Origin of the sequence: Bradyrhizobium yuanmingense, assembly GCF_029167105.1 — a bacterium.
GTDB classification, from domain to species: domain Bacteria; phylum Pseudomonadota; class Alphaproteobacteria; order Rhizobiales; family Xanthobacteraceae; genus Bradyrhizobium; species Bradyrhizobium yuanmingense_A.
On the sequence record NZ_JARFML010000001.1, the window covers coordinates 72,296 to 92,434 of the forward strand.

The following is a 20,139-nucleotide window of genomic DNA, read 5'->3' on the forward strand; positions in this document are numbered from 1 at the left end:
CCCCAACGTCCCGGACGGCCGCTAAGCATGAAAACGACGCTGTTCAATCCTGAAAACTACACCCGCTCGCCGTGGAAGAACGGCGGCGGCATCTTCACCGACATCGCCGATGCGCATCGGGCCGATGCGCCGCGCAAGGACTGGGACAGCCTGCTCTGGCGCTTCGCGTCGACGCCGATTCTTGCGCCCGGTCCCTTCTCCCATATGCCCGGCATCGACCGCTTGCAGATGGTCGTCGAGGGCCGCGGGCTGGTGCTGAAGTCGCCGACGCAGGAATTCGACGAGCGTGAACCTTTTACGACGGTGCGTTTCACCGGCGAGGATCAGATCGTGACCGCGCTCGAGGCCGGTCCCGTCGAGGTCGTGAACCTCATGGCGCGGCGCGGTGCGGCGGAGATCGATCTCCTAGCGCTGAAGCAGCCCGGCGAATGGCACCTCGGCGCCGGCACGCATCTGGTCTACGCCCCGCGCGGCGAATGCCGCATCCGCCTCGACAATGAGGAATTTGCGATTCCCCGCACCGGCACGCTGAAGCTGGAGCTGGCCGCGCCGTCGCAGCTTGCGCTCGTCGCGGGCCTGGCGGTGCTGGGGTCGATCCGGCTCTTGGTCTAGAACCTCGGACCGATGCGCACAATCCATGCAACTGGCCAGGTTGACGCCGCCCGGCCGGCACACGATATCTGCTTCGCTAAAGATGCCAGCTCGAGGGGCAGGATATGAACGCGCCAGACACATACGCCCCAACGCAGGCCGACGGCGTCATCGACTGGCTGACCAACGGCACGCGCGACGAGCGCTACATCGACGATATCTTCGCGCAGATGTGCATCCGCCTGCAGCAGGCGGGCATCCCACTCAAGCGGTCGACGCTTCACGTGATGATCCATCACCCGCAATGGCTGGGCGCCCGCATGATGTGGTCCGACGGCAAGCGCGAGGCGGAGATCACGCTGGCCGACTATGACGTTCGCGAGCGGTCCGAATATATCGGCAGCTCCGCCAACGAGATCCATGACGGCGCCGACGAGGTCCGCGAAAAGCTCGAACAGGATTCCTCGCTCGGTCGCAAACATGCCCTCTATGACGACATGCGGTCGCTGGGCATGACCGACTATGTGGCCTGGCCGCTGCTGCACACGCTCGGCAAGCGCCACGTTGTGACCTTCGCCACTGATCGTCCCGGCGGTTTCGACGATGTCCACATCGCCGGCCTGAAGAAGCTGTTGCCGGTGTTGGCGCTGGTCAGCGAGATCCGCATCAAGAACCGCCTGGCGCGCACGCTGCTGGAGACCTATGTCGGCTCGCATGCCGGCGAGCTGATCCTGGCCGGCGCCACAAGGCGCGGCACCGGCACGACGGTGCGGGCGGCGATCATGATCTGCGACCTCAGGGACTTCACCAAGATCTCCGACAACTGGCCGCGCGACGACGTCATCGACCTGCTCAACGATTATTTCGACGCGATGTCGGAGCCGATCGCGCGGCACGGCGGCGAGATTCTGAAATTCATCGGCGACGGGCTGCTCGCCATCTTCCCGCTTCAGCAGCCGAACGCCTGCGCCAATCTTCTGCACGCGGTGGCCGAGGCGAGGGGAGCCATGGCCGCGCTCAACGAGCGTAATGGCGCGACCGGCCGCGCGCCCCTGAACTACGGCATCGGCGTTCATGTCGGCGACGTCATGTACGGCAATATCGGATCGGCCCAGCGGCTGGATTTCACGGTGATCGGCCCTGCCGTCAACATGGCCTCCCGCCTGGAAGCGCTGACCAAGACGCTCGGCCGGAACGTGCTGTTGTCACGCGATTTCGCCGAGCTTGTCGAGAAGGAGTTCGCGCTGGAGCATGTCGGCCGGCACGAGGTGCGCGGCTTCAACGCTCCGATCGAGCTGTATGCCTATCCGGCACGCGCTATTTCCGGCTAGTTCCGGGGGCGTTCGGCAGGGCCTGCTGGCCGCCCTGGGTCTGCCTGGCCGGATCGTTGTCGCCCGGCCTCATGGTTGACGACTTCGCCGGTGCACTGGCGCCGCCGCTGTTGGCGTCCGATGACGTATTGAGGCTGGAGGCGCCCGCGCCGGTGGTGCCGCCGGTGCCGGTCGAGTTGATGCCGGAGCCCGTCCGCGACGGTCCCGCGCCGCTTTGCGCGAAGGCGGAAGGAGACGAGGCGAGCGCCGCGATGAGCCCTGCTATGACGAGTGCTTTCATGTCCGCTCCTGTGCTCGGCCTAGTGCATGATCCGGAAAAGTGCGCAGCGGTTTTCCGAAAAGATCATGCTCAAACAATAACCTAGAGCGCGATGACGGTTCATCCTAATCGCATCGCGCTCTAGGCGGCCCCGGCCCGGCATCCGGGGGCGGGGCTTGAGCCGAGGCCGCCATTTGCCGGAATGGTGAGACGCCGGCCAAAGGCCAATGCGCGGGAACGCGTGGTCGTTCCAAATTCGATGGCGCGGCCGCAAATCCGCTGAACTAGAGCATGATCCGGAAAAGTGTGAAGCGGTTTTCCGAAAGGATCATGCTCAAACAAAGACCTAAAGCGCGATGACGATTCATCCAAATCTCATCGCGCTTTAGGCTGACCAGCGGTCCTGCTCTTCCTGGTGGGCGTGCTCGTTCAGCCGGTCGGCGATCTCGTCCGCAATCTGCTCAGTCTTCGCCGTGCCCACCGGCTCGCCCTTGTGTGTCTTCAGCTTGTCCTTGTCGGCTTCGATCGGAAAGTCGTCGGGTGTCAGTCCGGTCGTCTTGTTCATGGTGCGCCTCACTGTCTCCAGTTGGGGAAAACACACGTGAAGGGTCGATCGTTGCGACGAAGATGAAGCCGCTGGACCAGGCGGCGTCAGGCGCCGCCGACCGCCCGCGTGATGGTGCCGCTCCCGCCGCAGGTGGCGCAAGGCGCGCCGTCGATGCGTCCCTTGCCGTGACAATCGGGACAGACGTCGTCGCCGGTGCCCTTGGTTCCAGGCGGGGCTTCGTCACCGGGATTGAGCGCTGTTTGCGTCGGAATCTTTGCGTCTTGCGCGTGGGCAGCTTTGGTCTTGGTCATCGGCGCCTCCTCGACAACGCCGCAACGCGCCTTGCCGCAGAAAGTGCCAATCGGCGGGGATCGAGAACCGCGCGCGAGCGCCTATTGCCGATGCGGAACTCTCCGAATAGGCTTCTTCACATCGCCCAACGGTCCTTCCATCGGCCGCGCCTTCATGCCCAAATTCCTCCGCATCGGTGTCCATCAGTCGAACGTTTCTGGATACACCTCGAAGGCGTGGTGCGTCAGGCGGGTCGGTTCGGCGGTCTTCCTGAAATGGGGTGCGGTGGAGGTGCATGGCACCGGAGCCGCGCGCAAGGTCTATTGGTCGCGCCTGCCGCAGGAGAAGACCGTTCGTTGCGGCACCGCGCAGCGCGCGCAGGACTACACCAAAGCCGCGATCGCGCGGCGCCGCAGCCATCGCTATGAGCCGCTGACCGGCACGATCGCGAACCGGCGGCCGTCGGCCGCACGCGGGGCCGAGCTCAAGCAGGCGCTCGCCACCATCCTGATCGTCGACATCGTCGGCTCCACCGCGAAGGCGGCCAAGCTCGGCGATGCGCGCTGGACCAAGGTCATGGGCCATTACTACGCGGCGGTGCGCAAGGAGCTGAAGACGTGCGGCGGCAAGGAGGTCGTGACCACCGGCGACGGTGTTCTGGCAACCTTCAAGAAGCCTGCCGCCGGCATCGCCTGCGCCACGTCGATCCAGAAAGCCGTGCGCACGCTCGGCCTCGAAATCCGCGTGGGCCTGCACGCCGGCGAATACACCATCAGCGGCGGCGAGATGGTCGGCCTTGCTTTCCACATCGGCACCCGCATCGCCGCGAAAGCGCGCGCCGGCGAGGTCTTGGTATCGAGCGCGGTGAAGGAGCTGATGACGGCGCAGGCGGCGATCGCACTGCGGGATCACGGCGTGCACCGGCTGAAGGGCGTCCCGGAGCGGTGGCGGCTGTGGCGGGTGGAGGGGTGACGGGACTGGACGGCCCTTGCGAGGCTGCGCCCAGATGGAAGGCTCCGGCTATTCAAGTTTCCAAACAAGCGTTTCGCGCCATTTCGGGCCGGATTGAGCCGATCGGCGGTTGCGGTCGGCCGTCGGATGTCCCGCGCTTTTCTGTTCCATGCCATGTCGGAACCTAGGCCCGCCGTTCGTCTTGAATCCAAGCCGCCTCGAACCGGAGTTCTGCGTACATGGCCCCGCGCGCCAATTGGAAAGGCTTCCTGAGACTGTCCCTCGTCACCTGTCCCGTGGCGCTCTATCCGGCGACGTCCGAGAGCGAGAAGATCTCGTTCAACCAGCTCAACCGGCAGACCGGCCACCGCATCAAATACGTGAAAGTCGATGCGGAGACGGGCGACGAGGTGCCGAACGAGGACATCGTCAAGGGCTACGAGCTCGAGAAGGGGCAGTACATCGAGGTATCCAAGGAAGAGCTCGAGGAGATAGCGCTGGAGTCAACGCGCGCCATCGAGATCGACGAGTTCGTCGACAAATCGGACATCGACCCGCGCTATCTGATCCGCCCCTATTACATCCGGCCCGACGGCAAGGTCGGCCACGACGCCTTCGCGGTGATTCGCGAGACCATTCGCGAGATGAACAAGGTCGCGATCGGGCGCGTGGTGCTGACCAACCGCGAGCACATCATCGCGCTGGAGCCGATGGACAAGGGCCTCGTCGGCACCCTCCTGCGCTACCCCTACGAGGTGCGCAGCGAGGAGGAATATTTCGACGACATCCAGGACGTGAAAGTCACCAAGGACATGCTCGATCTCGCCAGGCACATCGTCAACCAGAAGGCCGGACGCTTCGCGCCCGAAAAGTTCGAGGACCATTACGAGACCGCGCTGATCGACCTGATCAACGAAAAGCGCGCCGGCAAGGTGATCCGGCCGAAGGAGCGCCCGAAGGGCGAGAACGTCGTCGACCTCATGGAGGCGCTGCGGCGGAGCGTCGGCAAGGAAGCCGGGAAGCAGGCTGCGCCCGCGAAGGCGGACAAGCCGGCGAAGAAGCCGAGGAAGGCGGCGGCTGGCCAGAAGGAGATGCTGATGCCGATCGCCGGCAAGAAGGCGGCCGCCAAGGAGACGTCCGCGAAGAAGCAGGCCTCAGGAGCGCGGCGGAAATCGGCATGAAGCATCCGGTGACGCCGGACGGACGCTACTGCGAAGCTCCTTGCCGCAGGCCTCATAGCCTCTCGTCAGGACACTCCGGACACGTATCGCCGATCGAATCGAGCACATCGTTGAGCTGCGCGACGGCCTGATCGGCGGAGACGCCGTCCGGTGGATGTTGCCGCGCAAGCTCGACCGCGCGATAGCGCGCGTGCGGGTCGGCACGATCCCTGGTCCAGCCGTGCTCCTCGCATTCGCAGATCGCGCCGGCCTCCTGCAGCACGTGGATGGCCCATCCGCGCAGCGTGCGGATCGCCGGCCGTCTTTCCCTCGTCATCAGCATGAGAACCGCTCCTCGCCGGAACGAATCCGTCCGCTCGCCCGCTCGTTCCCGGCGGTTAGCACGGAGCAGGGATTCGCAAACGGCAGGGCTGGGGCTTGTCCACGTGTTCCGGCGGGCTGTGGAGAAGGCAAGATGTGGGGGCGGCGTCTTCTTTCAGGCGGGGGCGAGGATGCGGTGCATTCCGGTAGTGGTGCAACCAGTTCACGCCGATCGGCAAGGCAATCGCAATTCACTCCAGCACTGTCACCGTGATTTCGGTGCCAGGTTATCAGAAGGCCCGCAGGCGGACGCGGCGGATAGTCAGAGCCAGCGGCGAACCTTGGCCTTGTAGCGGCGGTAGTCGTCGCCGAACTTTGCTTCCAGATAGCGCTCCTCGCGGGCGATCACCTGCGTCTGAATCGCGACCAGCACCAACGGCAGCAAGGCGAGGGCGATCGGCCCGTCGAAGCCGATCGCAAGGCCGGCATAGACAAGCGCCATGCCGAGATACATGGGATTGCGGGTCAACCGATAGGGACCGGTCGTTGCGATGAGGGTCGTCGGCTGCGACGGCGGAACGTTGGTGCCGAGCCGCCAGAACAGCCCCGCCGCCGCAAGCATCATCGCCGCGCCGGCAACGAACAGCAGCGCGCCCGTCGCGACCAGCAACCGCCAGTCGATGCCGAACGAGCGGAGGGGGACGAACCGCTCCGTCGCCAGCCCCAACAGCAGCGCTCCCAGATAGATGAAGGGTGGAGGGAAGCGCACACCCGCGCTGTCGGGTTCGACGGCCATGCTCGTCCCCAATCCGTGCTCTTAAGCCAGCATCGACTGCTGGGCGAAGATACCCGCCATCGCGCCCTGCGATGATGCCTGGGTGACCGAGGGCAAGAAGGGTGTGGTGAGGTCGCCGGCGGCGTAGATGCCGGGCATGCTGGTTTGGCGGCGTTCGTCGACCTTGAGGGCGATGCCGGTGGGCGTATCCACGGTGGCGAGGCCGAGTGATTCATGCAGGCTTGCGGACGGCTTGTTGCGCGGATGGGCGAACAGGATGTCGACCGCGATAGTGCGGCCGGTGTCGAGATTGACGGTGGTGATATGGCCCTTGTGATGGGCGATCTCGACGATCCGGCCATCGACGACAGATATGTTGCGACGCGCCAGATCGGCCCGGACATCAGGCGGAATGTCGTGACCGTCGGCGAAGACAGTCAACTTGTCGGTCCAATCGAGGAACAGCCTGACCTGATTGTGCGACTGCGGGCCGGACCAAACGAGGCCCCAATGCTGGCCGGCGACTTCAAAGCCATCGCAATACGGGCAGGGCACGATCGACGTGCCCCAGCTTTCGGCGTAGCCCGGAACATCAGGCATCTGGTCGGCGACGCCATAGCTCAGGATCAGGCGGCGCGCCCTAAAGCTTTCGCCATCGGACGTGCGGACGTTGAAATCGTCGATAGCGCCGAAGACGCTGTCGGCCCGGCCATTGACCAGCCTGATCGTGGGATAGCGCGCCAGCTGCTGCCGCGCCTCGGCCAGGATGTCCAGCGGCGGCTTGTGATCGTGGCCCAGCAAACCATGCGAGTGGCTGGCGAAGAGGTTGCGCGGCAGGCCGGTGTCGAGAACGGTGACCTTGCGGCGGGCACGGCCGAGCTGCAGGGCGCCGGCGAGACCGGCAAAGCTGCCGCCGATGATGATGACGTCATCCATGGTGATGGGCTCCGTTGGAGGACAGGTCGAGACCTACCCATTGGCTTGGACATTTTGGAAACTGCGTGGTATCGTAATTCAAGAATTATGATACTGTCAAGTACTGGAATTGTCGTGACCAAAAACAGCCAGGGCCGGCGCGGCCGGCCCGCCAACGAGGGACTTGGCCAAACGATCATCGACGCCGCGCGCGAACTGTTTGTGGAGCTGGGATTTCAAGCGACGACATTGGACCACGTCGCCCGCCGCGCGAAGATATCCAAGCTCAGCATCTACAGGCACTTCGAGAACAAGGAGGCGCTGTTCAGCGCGGCCATGGCGGCCGGCTGCCAGCAATTGTTTGCACCACAGGCCCTTCTCGAAGGCGACGACGGTTCGGTCGAAGATCAGCTCATGGCGGTGGGATCACTACTGCTTCGCACGCTGCTCAGACCGGACGTCCGCAGTGTCGAAGCCATGGTCATGGCCGACAAGACCAATCAAACGTCGCTAAGCAGGCTCCATTACGAAGCCGGTCCCGCCCATGTCGTCGCCCAGATCGAGGGCCTGTTGCGTCAGTTGCATGCGAAGGCGCTTCTGAATGTGCCCGATCCTCTCCAATCCGCCCGCTTGTTTGCCGCGCTTTTCAAAGGATCCGATCTCCTGATGATCGCACGCTTCGATCAGGCGAGAGCAGAGGACGACGAGGAAATCGAATCCTATTGCCGGTCGGCCGTCGCCATGTTCATCGCCGCGCACGCTGGCAGGGACGACGCGGTATCGCGGTGACAATGCACCTAATTCAGGACTTCGGACCCGCGAAAGCCGGAGTTAATTGTGTGCACTGTCACCGTTATCCCAGGCAGTTTTTCTGCTGAGGAACCTGGTGCCGAGAGGCGACTTGAGTGGTCATCGACTTCTGAGGACTCGCCATGGCCATCGATGCGTTCGCCGGCACCACGCCCATGTTTCTGCCCGAGCAGTTCTTCGTCGGCCGCCTGGAAGGATGGGCGGTGGTCGAGAGCCTCGTCGGCGGGCTTCTGAAGCGCGCGTCGATCACGGCGCATGGCGAACTGGACGCGGACACCGACACCATCGTCCTGACCGAAACCTACACCTTCGATGACGGCCACAGCGACACGCTGCGCTGGACCATTCACAAGCTGGGCGTAGGTCAATACACCGGCCATGAAAATCGCCTGGACGGCGAAGCCACCGGCGAGCAGGCCGGTTGTGCCTTCCATTGGACCTACACGCGCGACACGCCCCAGGGCGATGGCAAGTCGTTCAAGCTGAACTTCGATGACTGGTTCTACGCGATCGATGACCGTGCCTGCATCGTGCGCGGAAGCGCCGGGCGCGCCGGCATTCCGTTCGCGACAGCGCATGTGACGTATCGGAAGCTTTAGGTTCGCCCGACCCGGGCGGCAGCCCCGCTCCCCTGCGCGCCCTTCCTCGCGATTAACATTTTTGAATCGCGAAGGCACCGAAGCAAAGTACGGTGGGCGTTCCCGGGAAGGGATCTTCTGGCGCTGATTGATCCAGGGCGGGGGCGGGGGCGTTGAATTTCCAGGTGACAGTCTTGAAGATCCTGGTGAGCTATCCGGACGGCTTTGCCGTCATGGACGACCTCAAGCGCGACATGGCCATCCTGGCAACCAGTGGCCGCGATTGGGCCGACCGGACGAGGCGTCTCGCCAGCCGGGTGCCGGACCTCGACATCTTTTCACAAGGGCTGGTCGAGCGCATCAGCGGCGGCTGGAGACTGACGTCCAAGGGGCGGGACATATTGGAGTTCATGGAAGCCCGCCCGGCACCAAGCCAGCCGAGGCTGGCGTCGCCCGTCGATGAGGCGTCCCCACCGGTCGTTGAGATTGCTCCGCGTCCCCCGCTCCCGCAGCCAGCCGACCGGGCCAAGCGCCGGCGCGAGCGCCGAGAGCGCCGCCGCGAAGCCCGCGAACGGGCGAGGGCGAACGCCTCCTGAACCGGGATTGAGGTCGACACCGAACGAGCGGTCCATCGCTATGGGCATCTGCACCTGGCAACCTCTTGCGCCGCAGGGTCCGGATCGCCGGCTGTCTTTCTCTAGATCAAGATGAGAAACTGGTCCGCTGACGATGAAGTGACTGCGGTTGTTGCTCTTGGTCCAGAAGTTCTGCCGTCCGCCTCGATATGGCCGATCGTGATGTTTCGAGCTCAGCGCTCGAGCGACAAGCCGCGCGGAATAGGTGGGGCCAATCTCGCCGCGCTCAAAGGGCGGCGACGCGGCGGCGAGGCGTGTTAACCACCCCATCCCTCGTACGGATTATGACCTGGTTCTGGTTGATCATTATAGTGCGGGGTCGGTTGATGGCGGGCCGGCCGTGCCGGTGAATAAGCCCAGGCCGCAGCGGTCCCAGTCGTCAAGACACGAGAATGCGCTGTCGCATGATGCCGATGGACCTGGCCCGCCACCGCGGCGCTGACGGGTGCGCACAGGATAATGAAGAGGCTCAAAACGATACCCGATCGCATGGCAGTTTCTCCGATAGATCTACGATGAGGAGTTAGATGAGCCTCGGTCCACGCCCTCGCAATCGGCCACGCCTGCAAGACTGGTAACGTCCTCGGCATCACGCGCGGGTTGGCGGTCGAATTCGTGCGAATCTGCAAACCCCGCACTCGGCTTCATGCTGGCCGTTGCGTCACGGTTTGGAGTCTTTCGTCGCCGGGGGTGCGTCACGCAATGATGAGCATGCCGATTTGCCATTCGCGCAGGCGTGATTGTTCACCCACGTGTTTTTCCCGAGCGCATCCCCACCTAATGTTCAACGAAGAAATTCGAAGGAAACGCATTTCAACAGAGCAGCCGGTTCGAGTCAGCGCGAATGCTCCGCACGAAAACAACAGCAGTTCGGAGCACGACCATGACTGGATTCAGGACCTTTGTTATTGCAGCGATGATGTCGATTGGCGCGGTAAGCTCTGCGAGCGCCCAGTGCCCGTTGTGGGCGATTCAAGATCCAGATTCGTTTCAGGCGCAATATCCCGATCGGGATGTGCTGAACGACTGCGAATTGACGCCTGCAGGCAGAATGGGCCTGGAACGCCCTGGCGGCGCGGCTCCCTTGTTTGGGTCCAACAGGGCTTATGAGACAACGCCTGACGTTGCCCAGCGCCACGGCTTTCAACACCGATCGCGGTGAGTATCTGAAAATGGATCCGGATGGTCGGATTCCGGCAGAGAAACCGTAGCGCGCCAGGTCGAATGATCAGAAAATCAATCCGCACACCTTCGGTACGCGACCGTTTTCAGCGATTCCTGAGTGCTGTCGGGACCAATCAAATGCGAGTCGATTAAGCCATTGATTTCGTGTCCGTCGCCAAAAGATCGCGAGTCGGAAAAACAAGGAAGTGCGAGTCGTTTCAGGTCACTTCCAAAGATTTGCGAGTCGAATGGGTGATGACGCCGGATCTTGGGTTGGATGCCGCGATTTGTTGTCCAGATGTCGTGGTCTTGTGGAGCTTGGTGCTGCGAGCGCGGCCCGCAATGAACAACCTGCTCGAGGAAAACCGTCGGGGCCAAATTTAGTACAAGTCGTCTGAAGCGGTGGAGCGCTATCGAGAGATCGATGTGCGATCGTCGAGCGCCGCCGGTCGAGGCCTTATAGTCGGGATGGGCGCAGGGGAGTGCGCAACAGCTTCCTCGATCGCGGGAGATGAGCGAGGTTCCGCCTTAGCTATTCTGCGGTCGCCACCGCGGCGATCAGGCCGCTTTGCAGAAGTGCACGGAAGCACAGCGTGAGCAGCGCACTTCGGAAGAAGGACGCGATGCTCACGAGCTTACCGCAGGACGTGCCTGACGTGGCCACGCGCGAATAGAACGACGCACTTCATCGACTCTATCCTCGACGCGATCGGCAATGCGTCCCCGCTGGTCCAGACCAATGGTTGCTGAGTGCGGGGGTTAGCTGCAGCTCAGCGGTAACGGCAGGTCGGGATGCAACTCGTACCAGTCGTAGCAATCTGGATAGGCGCCGTAGAATCCATAGCCGCCTCTGCGGAAGTGGTGAAACGCGTGCTGGCGCAGGCCTCCATCATGACCACCGAAGCCAAGGTGCTCGCCGCCGAACCGGGCGCCGCCGGCAAAATCTCCCTCATGGCCCATGCCGCCGAAATGCGCGCCGCCGCCGAAGCCCGCATGTCCAGCGCCGAAGCCTGCATGTCCGCCGCCAAAGCCGCCGCCGCCAAAACCACCGCCGTGGCCACCGCCACCACCGCCGCCATGTGCATTGGCCGCGCCGACGGCGAGCGTCGAGGCGAGTGCTGCTGTCGCCAGAATCATGATTGCACGTCTCATGGATGACTCCTCTTGTTGCGCTGTCCGGGCACGTTCCGCGCGAGGTTGCCGATGGCCGGGTCAGTGATGAGGGAGAGGTAGGTCCGGTACGCGGCGATCCAACTGAATTCGGTGACATATATCAGGCAAGCCGCTCGCGAACAGCGTCTCGCGGATCGGCGCGACGCACGCGTAGGAGCGGGCCGACCAACGCAGTCCGCTCCTTGTCATTGCAAAACGCGGCGAACCTACAAGGCAGGCCGCGTCACCTAATCAGTACCAGCTGCCTGTGCCCGGCTCACACGGCACGTTGTTGCCGGTCCACGGCGCGGTGGCAAAGGCGCCGACGCGCGGCGCCGGAACGCAGGCGCGCTCGCCCGGATAATGGAACGGCGTGGTCGCCGCGACTGTATCGGCGGCCACGTCAGGCCGCTGCGCGGCGCGCTGGTGCTCGCGCGCCATGACTGGGCTACCCAGCATTGCGGCCGCGATCAATCCGATCGAGAATAGTTTGGACGTGGTCATTCGCTCTCTCCTCTGACGACATCAGGCCGATCAAGCCGGCTCAGCGACGATGTGCGAACGATCGGCTACGTTTCCAACGCACGATTTGCTCACTGCATTTCAACCGCCCGAGAGCCGCTGCGGTGTCGCGACCACGATCGTGCGAATGCATAACATCCGTGGCGCCTGAGACGACAGCACGTGCGTTGACGGCATATGTTCGATCCGGCGCGGTTGGCAGCGGAGCCCGGAAGATGATCATTACATTCGTAACACACATCGTGCGCGCGCTCGTGCTGTTGGCGGCACGCACAGCCGACAACATGAATCGCAATTTAGTGGCGCGGTGCGCCCGGCAAGCCTACCTCATAACGCAGCAGGCGACCGGCAACAGGCGGCATCAGCGACGCGCGTCCGACGTACGCGGGCACGGAGCATGACACGGCCCGACGCCGTACCCGTGCAGTCCAACCGCGCATCAAGGCGCCGTGAGGACTATGGGGCGAGGCTCATGACCCGGATTCTCCTGATTGAGGACGACACTGAAACCGCCGAGGCGATCCTCGCCGAACTCGGAGATCGCGGCTTCGAGGTGCAGTGGGCCGGCAACGGCGTCGAGGGTCTCGCGCGGGCGCGTGCGTCGAGTCCCGATGCCATGATCGTCGATCGCATGCTTCCCGGGGTTGACGGGCTGACCGTCATCGAGACGCTGCGCAAGGAGCAGGTGAGGACGCCCGTGCTGGTGTTGAGTGCGCTTGGCGCCGTGAATGACCGGGTGCGCGGGTTGCGCATGGGCGGGGACGACTATCTCACAAAGCCGTTCGCGCTTATCGAACTGGTTGCGCGAATCGAGGCGCTGCTGCGCCGGCCGAGCGACAGCCGCGAAACCATCCTGCATGTCGGGCCCCTCGAGCTCGATCTGATCGAGCGCGCCGCGCGACGCGGCGAGCGCAGGCTCGACCTGTTGCCGCGCGAATTCCGCTTGCTCGAGTACATGATGCGCCGGAGCGATCAGCTCTTGACGCGCGCGATGCTGCTCGAGGAGGTCTGGAACTACAAGTTCGTTCCGGCGACCACCAACCTGATCGACGTGCATATGGGCCGGCTTCGCCACAAGGTGGACGGTCCAGGGGAGACACAGCTCATCCACAATGTCCGAGGCTCCGGCTTCGTCCTTCGCTCGAGGTAGGAGGGACGGGCGATGCAGCAGACACAGTTGATCCGCTCCAGCACATTTCTCTGGGCTCTGGCCGTGGCGGCCTCCTTCGCGCTGTTCGTGGTCGCCTTGTTCGCCTTCATCTACTGGAAGCTCGATGCCTATCTGGTTGCGCGGTCCGATCGCATGATCACCACGCAGATCCACTTCGTCGCGGAATTGTCCCCGGCCCGCCGCGTCGGGGCCATCGCGGATCACCTCGCGCAGGATTCCAGGGGCGTGCAGTACGCGGGACTGTTCGACGCCGCCGGCAAGAGGCTGGCCGGCAATATCGACCGCGTGCCGCGCGAACTCGGGCTCGATGGGGCGGCGCAGGGCGTGCGACTCGATCTGCTGGAGAAGCCGACGGCGCATGGTCCCGTCGTCAGGGCGGTCGGCAGCCGTCTCGAGGGCGGCGATGTCCTGGTGATGGGACGGAACGTCGACGAGACGCGCGAGATAGCGAGCGTGGTAGGCCAGGCCCTGGCCCTGGGTCTGCTGCCGGCCTTCAGCCTCTGTCTGCTTGCGGGTGCCTGGCTGAGCTTGCGCGCCCAGCGACGCGTAGAGGAGGTCAACCAGCGGGTCCAGCGCATCGTGGCCGGCGAGCTGCGGGAGCGGCTTCCGGAGGGCGGGACGGACGACCCGTTTGCGCGGCTGGCGAGGATCGTCAACGGCATGCTCGACGAGATGGAGACGATGATCAATGCGCTCGCCGGCGTCGGCAACGACATCGCTCATGATCTCAGGACGCCGCTGACCCGCGTCCGTCTGGCGCTGGAGCGCGGCCGGACGCATGCGGCGACGCTGGAACAGCTGCAGGACGTTGCGGACAAGGCCATTGCCGGCATTGACCAGTCGCTCGCGATCGTCACGGCCTTGCTGCGCCTGACAGAGATCGAGAACAACCGCCGTATGGCCGGCTTTGGCGACGTCGCGCTCGACGAGATTCTGCGGGAGGTGTGCGACGTCTACGAGCCGATTGCCGAGGACAAGCATGTCGGGCTCGGCGTCGTCACCGAGTGCAATGTGCAGGTGTGGGGTGACCGCGACCTGCTGTTCGAGGCAGTCGCCAACCTCGTCGACAACGCCATCAAGTTCACGCCGTCCGGCGGGCGGGTGGACCTCGCCCTGCAGGCGGAGGACGAGACCGCGCTGGTGCGGGTTAGCGATACCGGGCCCGGCATCAGCGAGCAGGAGCGCGAAGCAGTGCTGCGGCGGTTCTACCGCTCCGACAAGATGCGCAATACGCCGGGCGTCGGGCTTGGACTGAGCCTGGTGGCGGCGATCGTCAAGCTGCACGGCTTCCGGCTGATCATTGGCCCGGCTCCCGGTGGGCGGATCGAGATCCTCGCCTGGATCGGGAGTGCGGGCAGGCCCATCGCGCGCCGGTCACGCGCATTGCTGCACGCAGACGCGGGCCAGATGGGATGAGCCAAATGACGTGTGATGCCTCCGAGATCAATTAGCGGGCCCGGACTATAGGAGTGACAAATGCAGACGAGCCATGAGGTGGTGTGCCGCGATCCTGTTGCCGTGCCGATCGCAGCGGTGTCGACGCCGTTCCTCACCGCCTATTCCGCCGCAATCCGGCGCTACGAGCTACTTGAATCAGGTCAGGAGCAGCAGCTGGCGCGTCGCTGGCAGGAAACGCGGGACCGGCGCGCCGCGGATGCGCTCGTCACCAGCCATCTTCGGCTCGCCGCCAAGTTGGCGAGGGGTTACAGGGGATACGGTCTGCCGCTGGTCGATCTGATCGCGGAAGCGAATCTCGGCCTCGTGATCGCGGCGTCGCGCTTCGAGCCCGGGCACGGCGCCCGATTCTCCAGCTATGCGATCTGGTGGATCAAGGCCACCATTCACGACTACATCCTGCGATCGTGGTCCCTGGTCAAGATCGGGACGACAGCTGCGCAGAAGAAGCTGTTTTTCAAACTCCGCGGCGAGATCAGGAAAGCCACCAGCAGTGCGATGGCCGGGCTCACACCCGACGTCGCCGAATTGATCGCCGGGAAGCTCGAGGTGACGGCGCGCGAGGTGATCGAGATGGACGCGCGGCTCCACCGCGACATGTCGCTGAACGCGCGCGTCGGTGACGAGGACGGTGGAACCGAGCTGGAGGCCCTGCTGGTCGATGGTGCGGTCGACGCCGAGACGATGCTTGCCGATGACGACCAGACGGAGCAGCGCAGCAGGGCTTTGCGCGCTGCACTGGACGGGCTCGCGCCGCGGGAGCGTCATATCTTCGAGGCGCGGCGCCTGAAGGAATGTCCCGTTACGCGCGATCAGCTCGCCCGAGAGCTGTCCATATCCAGCGAGCGGGTTCGGCAGATCGAGATCCGTACCTTCGCCAAAGTCAAACGGGCCGTCATGAACGCCGCGCGTGACGTGTCATACGCCGCCGCGTGCAGCGACTGAATTCGTTTTCATTTGAACGGAGGCGCGGCCGCCCTCACTTGTCCGACGATCCTGCGTAACCCTGTTTCAGGCAGACCAATCATGGGAATTGTTCGCTTCGCGCTGCGGCTTCCGCATACTTTCTACGTGCTTGCGGCGTTGATCCTGTTCCTCGGCGGCATCGCGATTCGCTCGATGCCGACAGACATCTTTCCCGAGATCCGGATTCCCGTCGTCACCGTCATCTGGAGCTACACCGGCCTTTCCACGCCGGAGATGGAACAGCGCGTCAGCACCTACAGCCAGTATTCGATCAGCGCCAATGTCAGCGGTATCAAGAATATCGAGGCGCAGACCCTCAACGGCTTGTCGGTTCAGAAGATCTACTTTCAGCCGGACGTCAATCTCGATCTCGCGATCTCGCAGATCGTCTCGGCGACCAACGCCATCCGCGCCCTGATGCCTCCCGGCATCCAGCCGCCGATCATCGTGCAGTTCAATGCCTCGAGCGTGCCGGTGCTCCAGCTCAGCCTCGAATCGAACAACCTGAATGAGCAGCAGCTCTACGATTTCGGCATCTACCGGGTCCGCCAGCAACTGGCGCCCGTTCCAGGCGTGACCCTGCCCACGCCTGCCGGCGGCAAATACCGCCAGATCATGGTCGACCTCGATCCGAACAAGCTGTTGGCGCGCGGATTGACACCGCTCGACATCGTCAACGCAGTGAACACGCAGAACCTGACGCTGCCGACCGGCACGACCAAGATCGGCGACACCCAGTACACCGTTCGTACCAACGCGACGCCGGCGACGATCCAGGATCTCAACATGATCCCGGTGAAGTTCGCGAACGGGGCCACGATCTTCCTGAAGGACGTCGCCCAGGTCCGCGACGGTGCCCAGGTTCAGCAGAACATTGTGCGCGAGGATGGCCACCGCGCCGTCCTGCTCAGCGTCATCAAGAACGGCAATGCCTCCACGCTGGCCGTCGTCAACGGCGTGAAGGCGGCCCTGACGTCGATCCGCGCGTCGGCGCCCGCGGGGCTGAAGGTGAACGAGCTGTTCGACCAGTCAATCTTCGTCACACACTCGGTCGATGGTGTGCTGCGCGAAGGCGCGATCGCGGCGGGCCTGACGGCATTGATGATCCTGGTGTTCCTGGGATCGTGGCGATCGACGCTCGTCGTCCTGATCTCGATCCCGCTGGCGATGCTGTCCTCGCTGATCGTCCTCTATTTCCTCGGCGAGACCCTCAACACCATGACGCTCGGCGGCCTTGCTCTTGCCGTCGGTATCCTCGTCGACGATTCGACGGTGACGATCGAGAACACGCACCGGCTCTGGACCGAGGAAGGCATGCCGCTGCCAGACGCGACTCTGCACGGAGCCGCCGAAATCGCCATTCCGACGCTGGTCTCGACGCTCGCGATCAGCTGCGTGTTCATCTCGGTCGTATTCCTCGAGGGCCCGGCCAAATATCTGTTCACGCCACTTGGCCTTGCCGTGGTGTTCGCGATGCTGGCGTCTTATGGCCTGTCGCGGACGCTGACGCCGATCACCATTGGCCTGCTCCTGAAGGGCGAGCAACGTCATGGCGAGGGCAATCGGCCGTCAAACATCCTCGCACGCGCCTCCGCGGCATTCGAGCGCGGTTTCGAACGCCTGCGCGACGGCTATTCCGATCTGCTGCTGAAACTGCTGCGGCACCGCGCAGTGATACCCGTCGTCGCCGTGCTGGTGCTGGCGCTCGGTGCCACGATGTTCGCCTATGTCGGCCAGGACTTCTATCCCCTGATCGACGGCGGCCAGATCCAGCTCCATGTTCGCGCCCCCGCGGGCACGCGGATCGAGCGGACGGAAGCGATCTTCCAGGCAGTTGAGGACAAGATCCGCGAGGTCATTCCCGAGCACGACCGGGCGCTGATCGTCGATAATATCGGCCTGCCGGCGCGGCCCTATAACCTTGCTTTCACGGACGGTTCCACCATCGGGGTGAACGACGGCACCATTCTCGTGTCGTTGAAGGAAGGGCACCAGCCGACGGCGGATTACATCAGGAGGCTGCGGCAGGTGCTGCCGACGGCATTCCCGGAGGACACCTTCTATTTCCAGGCGGCCGATATCGTCACGCAGATCCTGAACTTCGGTCTCCCGGCGCAGATCGATGTCCGCACGGTCGGTTACGGCAACAACAATCTCGCCGTCGCCAAGGAACTGCAAAAGAGTCTCGCCGCGATCCCCGGCGTGGTCGATGCACATCTGCAGCAGGAAGTCGATGCTCCCGCATTCTACGCCGACATCGACCGCACGCGCGCCGCGCAACTCGGTCTCAATGCGAGCACGGTGGCAACCAACATCAATGTCAGCCTCTCATCGTCCGCGCAGGTCTCGCCGAACTTCTGGACGGATCCGACGTCCGGCATTCCCTATTACTTGGCTGTGCAGACGCCAGAGTACAGGACCAATTCGCTGAACGCGCTGGGCAACACGCCGGTTTCGGCCTCGCTTGCCGCAAGCGGGCAGACGGTGCCGGGCCTGCTCAGCAATGTTGCGACCTTCAAGCGGGGCATCGTTCCGACCAATTCGAACCAAGCCAATGTGCAGCCGGTTTACGATGTCTATGCGAGTGTGCAGGGCCGTGATCTCGGCAGCGTCGCGGCTGACATCGAGAAGGTGACGTCCACGCTGCAGAAGCAACTCCAGCCGGGCAATTCGATCCAGGTTCTCGGCCAGATCCAGAGTATGCACCAATCGTTCCGCGATCTCTCCCTTGGGCTGCTGTTCGCGGCCATCCTCGTCTACCTGCTGATGGTCGTGAACTACCAGAATTTTGGCGATCCCTTTGTCGTCATCCTGGCACTGCCGGCGACATTCTGCGGCATCGTGACGATGCTGTTTATCACCGGGACGACGCTGAACGTACCTTCGCTGATGGGAGCCATCATGGCGATCGGCGTAGCCTCCGCGAACTCCATCCTGCTCGTGACATTCGCACGCGACGAGCAATTGAAGGGGCATTCGGCATTCCAGGCGGCGCTGAGCGCAGGCCGGACGCGAATCCGGCCCGTGCTGATGACCGCGGCGGCGATGATCGTCGGGATGATCCCGATGGCGATCGGCGGGCCCGGCGAGGAGCAGAATGCAGCGCTCGCGCGGGCGGTTATCGGCGGTCTGCTGTTCGCAACACCGACCACCCTGCTGATCGTGCCTTATCTCTTCGCCATGCTGCGCAAAGGCAACGACGGCAAGCCTCACCATGGGGTATTCGAGGAGCAACCGGAATGAATGACGTTCGCGCAAGGACCGATGACGACGGGGCGACACACCGCCCGGGGGCGGAGAGCCTCCGGATTGTGGAACTGCCGGGAAAGGGCCCTCGATCCGGACGCCGTTACGGCGGCGCGCTGCTCGGCGGAGGCGTGCTCCTGCTGCTTGCGTGCGGTCTCGGCATCGGCGGCTGGCGGCACTATGAGGCCATGCGTGGCGTTGCCGCTGTGGCAGAGCAGGCTCGAACCAACCTTCCCGAGGTTCGGGTCGCGACGGTTAAGCCCGGAGGCGACATCATGAAGGTGAGCCTGCCGGCGACGACGACCGCGTTCGAGGCGGCCAACATCTTCGCGCGGACCACCGGCTACATCGAGAAGCGCTACGTCGATATCGGCGATCGGGTCAAGAAGGGCGAGCTGCTCGTGGAAATCACTGCGCCCGAACTCGACCAGCAAATCGCGCAGGCGCAAGCGACGCTCGCGCAGGACCAGGCCGCGCTTCAGCAGGCGGAGGCAAGCCGGGAACTCGCCGACGTGACCAATTCGCGCGACAGCAATCTCGTCAAGCAGGGCTGGTTGACGGCACAACAGGGCGACAATGATCGTCTCACCCTGCGCGCGCAGCAAGGCGCGGTGGGTGTCGCCCAGTCGAACATCACGGCGCAGGAAGCGCAGATCCGAGTTCTCCAGCAGGAGAAGTCCTATCAGCGTGTGGTGGCGCCATTCGACGGCGTGGTCACGCAGCGTAACGTGGACAACGGCAGCCTGGTATCAGCCGGGTCCACCTTCATGTTCACGCTGATGCATTCCGACGTGATCCGAACCCAGGTGTTCGTGCCACAGGACGAAGCGTTCGGCGTTGGCCCGGGCGTCGATGCGGATATCCGCGTCCCCGAGATTCCGGGGCGGACCTTTGCGGGCAAGGTCACGCGGATCGCAACCGCGTTGCAGCCGGGAAGCCGGACGCTGCTAACCGAGATCGACGTGCCCAATCCGGATGGCCTGCTCAGTCCGGGCATATATTGCACGGTCGAACTATCGATCCCGCGCAGGACAGCATCGACGACGATCCCATCCGATGCGCTCGTCTTCGACCAGAACGGCCTCCATGTCGTGGTGGTGCGCAACAACACGGTCCATTTTCAGCAGGTCTCGATCACCCGGGATTTCGGCACCACGGTGGAAGTGCGCGATGGCGTGCAGCCCGGCGACCAGGTCGTGCTCAATCCCGCGGTCAATCTGGCGGAGGGAAGCAAGGTCACGGTTCGCAAGAGCGAGACGAGCTAGGACGCGAAAGATGATGCGAATTGTACTCGCAGCG

General features: G+C 63.8%; 21 protein-coding genes. 13 read left to right on the top strand and 8 right to left on the bottom strand.

Going from position 1 to position 20,139, the window contains the following annotated elements; genetic code table 11:
• Nucleotides 1-27 precede the first annotated feature (27 nt).
• Complete coding sequence (locus P0R31_RS00335; protein ID WP_275512377.1) at nt 28-612, top strand: HutD/Ves family protein; 585 nt, start codon at nt 28-30, stop codon at nt 610-612.
• A gap of 104 nt (nt 613-716) precedes the next feature.
• Nucleotides 717-1,922, top strand: a complete 1,206-nt coding sequence (locus P0R31_RS00340) for an adenylate/guanylate cyclase domain-containing protein (RefSeq protein WP_275512378.1) — start codon at nt 717-719, stop codon at nt 1,920-1,922.
• Here P0R31_RS00340 and P0R31_RS00345 read toward each other — a convergent pair.
• From P0R31_RS00345 to P0R31_RS00355, 3 genes are all read right to left on the bottom strand, one after another.
• Nucleotides 1,909-2,202 (bottom strand): hypothetical protein, encoded by a 294-nt coding sequence (locus P0R31_RS00345; protein ID WP_275512379.1) that lies wholly within the window; start codon nt 2,200-2,202, stop codon nt 1,909-1,911. The genes P0R31_RS00340 and P0R31_RS00345 overlap by 14 nt on opposite strands.
• Before the next feature lie 364 nt (nt 2,203-2,566).
• Nucleotides 2,567-2,746 carry a hypothetical protein gene (locus P0R31_RS00350; protein WP_275512380.1) on the bottom strand — a complete coding sequence of 60 codons (180 nt, stop codon included), beginning with the start codon at nt 2,744-2,746 and terminating at the stop codon, nt 2,567-2,569.
• Between the two features lie 86 nt (nt 2,747-2,832).
• Nucleotides 2,833-3,039 carry a hypothetical protein gene (locus P0R31_RS00355; RefSeq protein ID WP_275512381.1) on the bottom strand — a complete coding sequence of 69 codons (207 nt, stop codon included), beginning with the start codon at nt 3,037-3,039 and terminating at the stop codon, nt 2,833-2,835.
• Between the two features lie 154 nt (nt 3,040-3,193).
• Here P0R31_RS00355 and P0R31_RS00360 point away from each other — a divergent pair, with 154 nt between their 5' ends.
• On the top strand, nt 3,194-3,991 hold the full coding sequence (locus P0R31_RS00360) for an adenylate/guanylate cyclase domain-containing protein (protein WP_275512382.1): 798 nt from the start codon (nt 3,194-3,196) through the stop codon (nt 3,989-3,991).
• Nucleotides 3,992-4,209: 218 nt separating this feature from the next.
• Entirely contained in the window at nt 4,210-5,151 is a 942-nt protein-coding gene (locus P0R31_RS00365; protein ID WP_275512383.1) for a Ku protein, read from the top strand.
• A gap of 52 nt (nt 5,152-5,203) precedes the next feature.
• Here P0R31_RS00365 and P0R31_RS00370 read toward each other — a convergent pair whose 3' ends face one another.
• From P0R31_RS00370 to P0R31_RS00380, 3 genes are all read right to left on the bottom strand, one after another.
• Nucleotides 5,204-5,473 (bottom strand): hypothetical protein, encoded by a 270-nt coding sequence (locus P0R31_RS00370; RefSeq protein WP_275512384.1) that lies wholly within the window; start codon nt 5,471-5,473, stop codon nt 5,204-5,206.
• Between the two features lie 300 nt (nt 5,474-5,773).
• Nucleotides 5,774-6,247 carry a methyltransferase family protein gene (locus P0R31_RS00375; RefSeq protein WP_275512385.1) on the bottom strand — a complete coding sequence of 158 codons (474 nt, stop codon included), beginning with the start codon at nt 6,245-6,247 and terminating at the stop codon, nt 5,774-5,776.
• 21 nt (nt 6,248-6,268) lie between these two features.
• Nucleotides 6,269-7,162: an NAD(P)/FAD-dependent oxidoreductase gene (locus tag P0R31_RS00380; RefSeq protein WP_275512386.1), complete on the bottom strand. Its 894-nt coding sequence runs from the start codon at nt 7,160-7,162 to the stop codon at nt 6,269-6,271.
• 114 nt (nt 7,163-7,276) lie between these two features.
• Here P0R31_RS00380 and P0R31_RS00385 point away from each other — a divergent pair, with 114 nt between their 5' ends.
• The 4 genes from P0R31_RS00385 to P0R31_RS00400 all read left to right on the top strand — a co-directional run bounded on the left by P0R31_RS00385 (nt 7,277) and on the right by P0R31_RS00400 (nt 10,326).
• Nucleotides 7,277-7,930: a TetR/AcrR family transcriptional regulator gene (locus P0R31_RS00385; protein WP_275512387.1), complete on the top strand. Its 654-nt coding sequence runs from the start codon at nt 7,277-7,279 to the stop codon at nt 7,928-7,930.
• Between the two features lie 143 nt (nt 7,931-8,073).
• Nucleotides 8,074-8,550, top strand: a complete 477-nt coding sequence (locus P0R31_RS00390; RefSeq protein WP_275512388.1) for a DUF3833 family protein — start codon at nt 8,074-8,076, stop codon at nt 8,548-8,550.
• Nucleotides 8,551-8,702: 152 nt separating this feature from the next.
• Nucleotides 8,703-9,125, top strand: a complete 423-nt coding sequence (locus P0R31_RS00395) for a hypothetical protein (protein WP_275512389.1) — start codon at nt 8,703-8,705, stop codon at nt 9,123-9,125.
• Nucleotides 9,126-10,047: 922 nt separating this feature from the next.
• Nucleotides 10,048-10,326 (top strand): hypothetical protein, encoded by a 279-nt coding sequence (locus tag P0R31_RS00400; protein ID WP_275512390.1) that lies wholly within the window; start codon nt 10,048-10,050, stop codon nt 10,324-10,326.
• Between the two features lie 761 nt (nt 10,327-11,087).
• Here P0R31_RS00400 and P0R31_RS00405 read toward each other — a convergent pair.
• Together P0R31_RS00405 and P0R31_RS00410 are read right to left on the bottom strand one after the other, a co-directional pair.
• Nucleotides 11,088-11,480 carry a hypothetical protein gene (locus tag P0R31_RS00405; protein ID WP_275512391.1) on the bottom strand — a complete coding sequence of 131 codons (393 nt, stop codon included), beginning with the start codon at nt 11,478-11,480 and terminating at the stop codon, nt 11,088-11,090.
• A gap of 252 nt (nt 11,481-11,732) precedes the next feature.
• Nucleotides 11,733-11,984, bottom strand: coding sequence for a hypothetical protein (locus tag P0R31_RS00410; protein ID WP_275512392.1), 252 nt, complete (start codon nt 11,982-11,984; stop codon nt 11,733-11,735).
• 490 nt (nt 11,985-12,474) lie between these two features.
• Here P0R31_RS00410 and P0R31_RS00415 point away from each other — a divergent pair, with 490 nt between their 5' ends.
• The 5 genes from P0R31_RS00415 (at nt 12,475) to P0R31_RS00435 (ending at nt 20,105) form a co-directional block, all read left to right on the top strand.
• Nucleotides 12,475-13,152: a response regulator transcription factor gene (locus P0R31_RS00415; protein WP_275512393.1), complete on the top strand. Its 678-nt coding sequence runs from the start codon at nt 12,475-12,477 to the stop codon at nt 13,150-13,152.
• A 12-nt stretch (nt 13,153-13,164) separates the two neighbouring features.
• Entirely contained in the window at nt 13,165-14,589 is a 1,425-nt protein-coding gene (locus tag P0R31_RS00420) for a sensor histidine kinase (protein ID WP_275512394.1), read from the top strand.
• Nucleotides 14,590-14,649: 60 nt separating this feature from the next.
• Entirely contained in the window at nt 14,650-15,573 is a 924-nt protein-coding gene (gene rpoH, locus P0R31_RS00425; protein ID WP_275512395.1) for an RNA polymerase sigma factor RpoH, read from the top strand.
• An 81-nt stretch (nt 15,574-15,654) separates the two neighbouring features.
• Nucleotides 15,655-18,837 carry an efflux RND transporter permease subunit gene (locus P0R31_RS00430; RefSeq protein WP_275512396.1) on the top strand — a complete coding sequence of 1,061 codons (3,183 nt, stop codon included), beginning with the start codon at nt 15,655-15,657 and terminating at the stop codon, nt 18,835-18,837.
• Nucleotides 18,834-20,105 (top strand): efflux RND transporter periplasmic adaptor subunit, encoded by a 1,272-nt coding sequence (locus P0R31_RS00435; RefSeq protein WP_275512397.1) that lies wholly within the window; start codon nt 18,834-18,836, stop codon nt 20,103-20,105. Before P0R31_RS00430 ends, P0R31_RS00435 begins: the two co-directional genes overlap by 4 nt.
• The last annotated feature ends 34 nt before the right edge of the window (nt 20,106-20,139 follow it).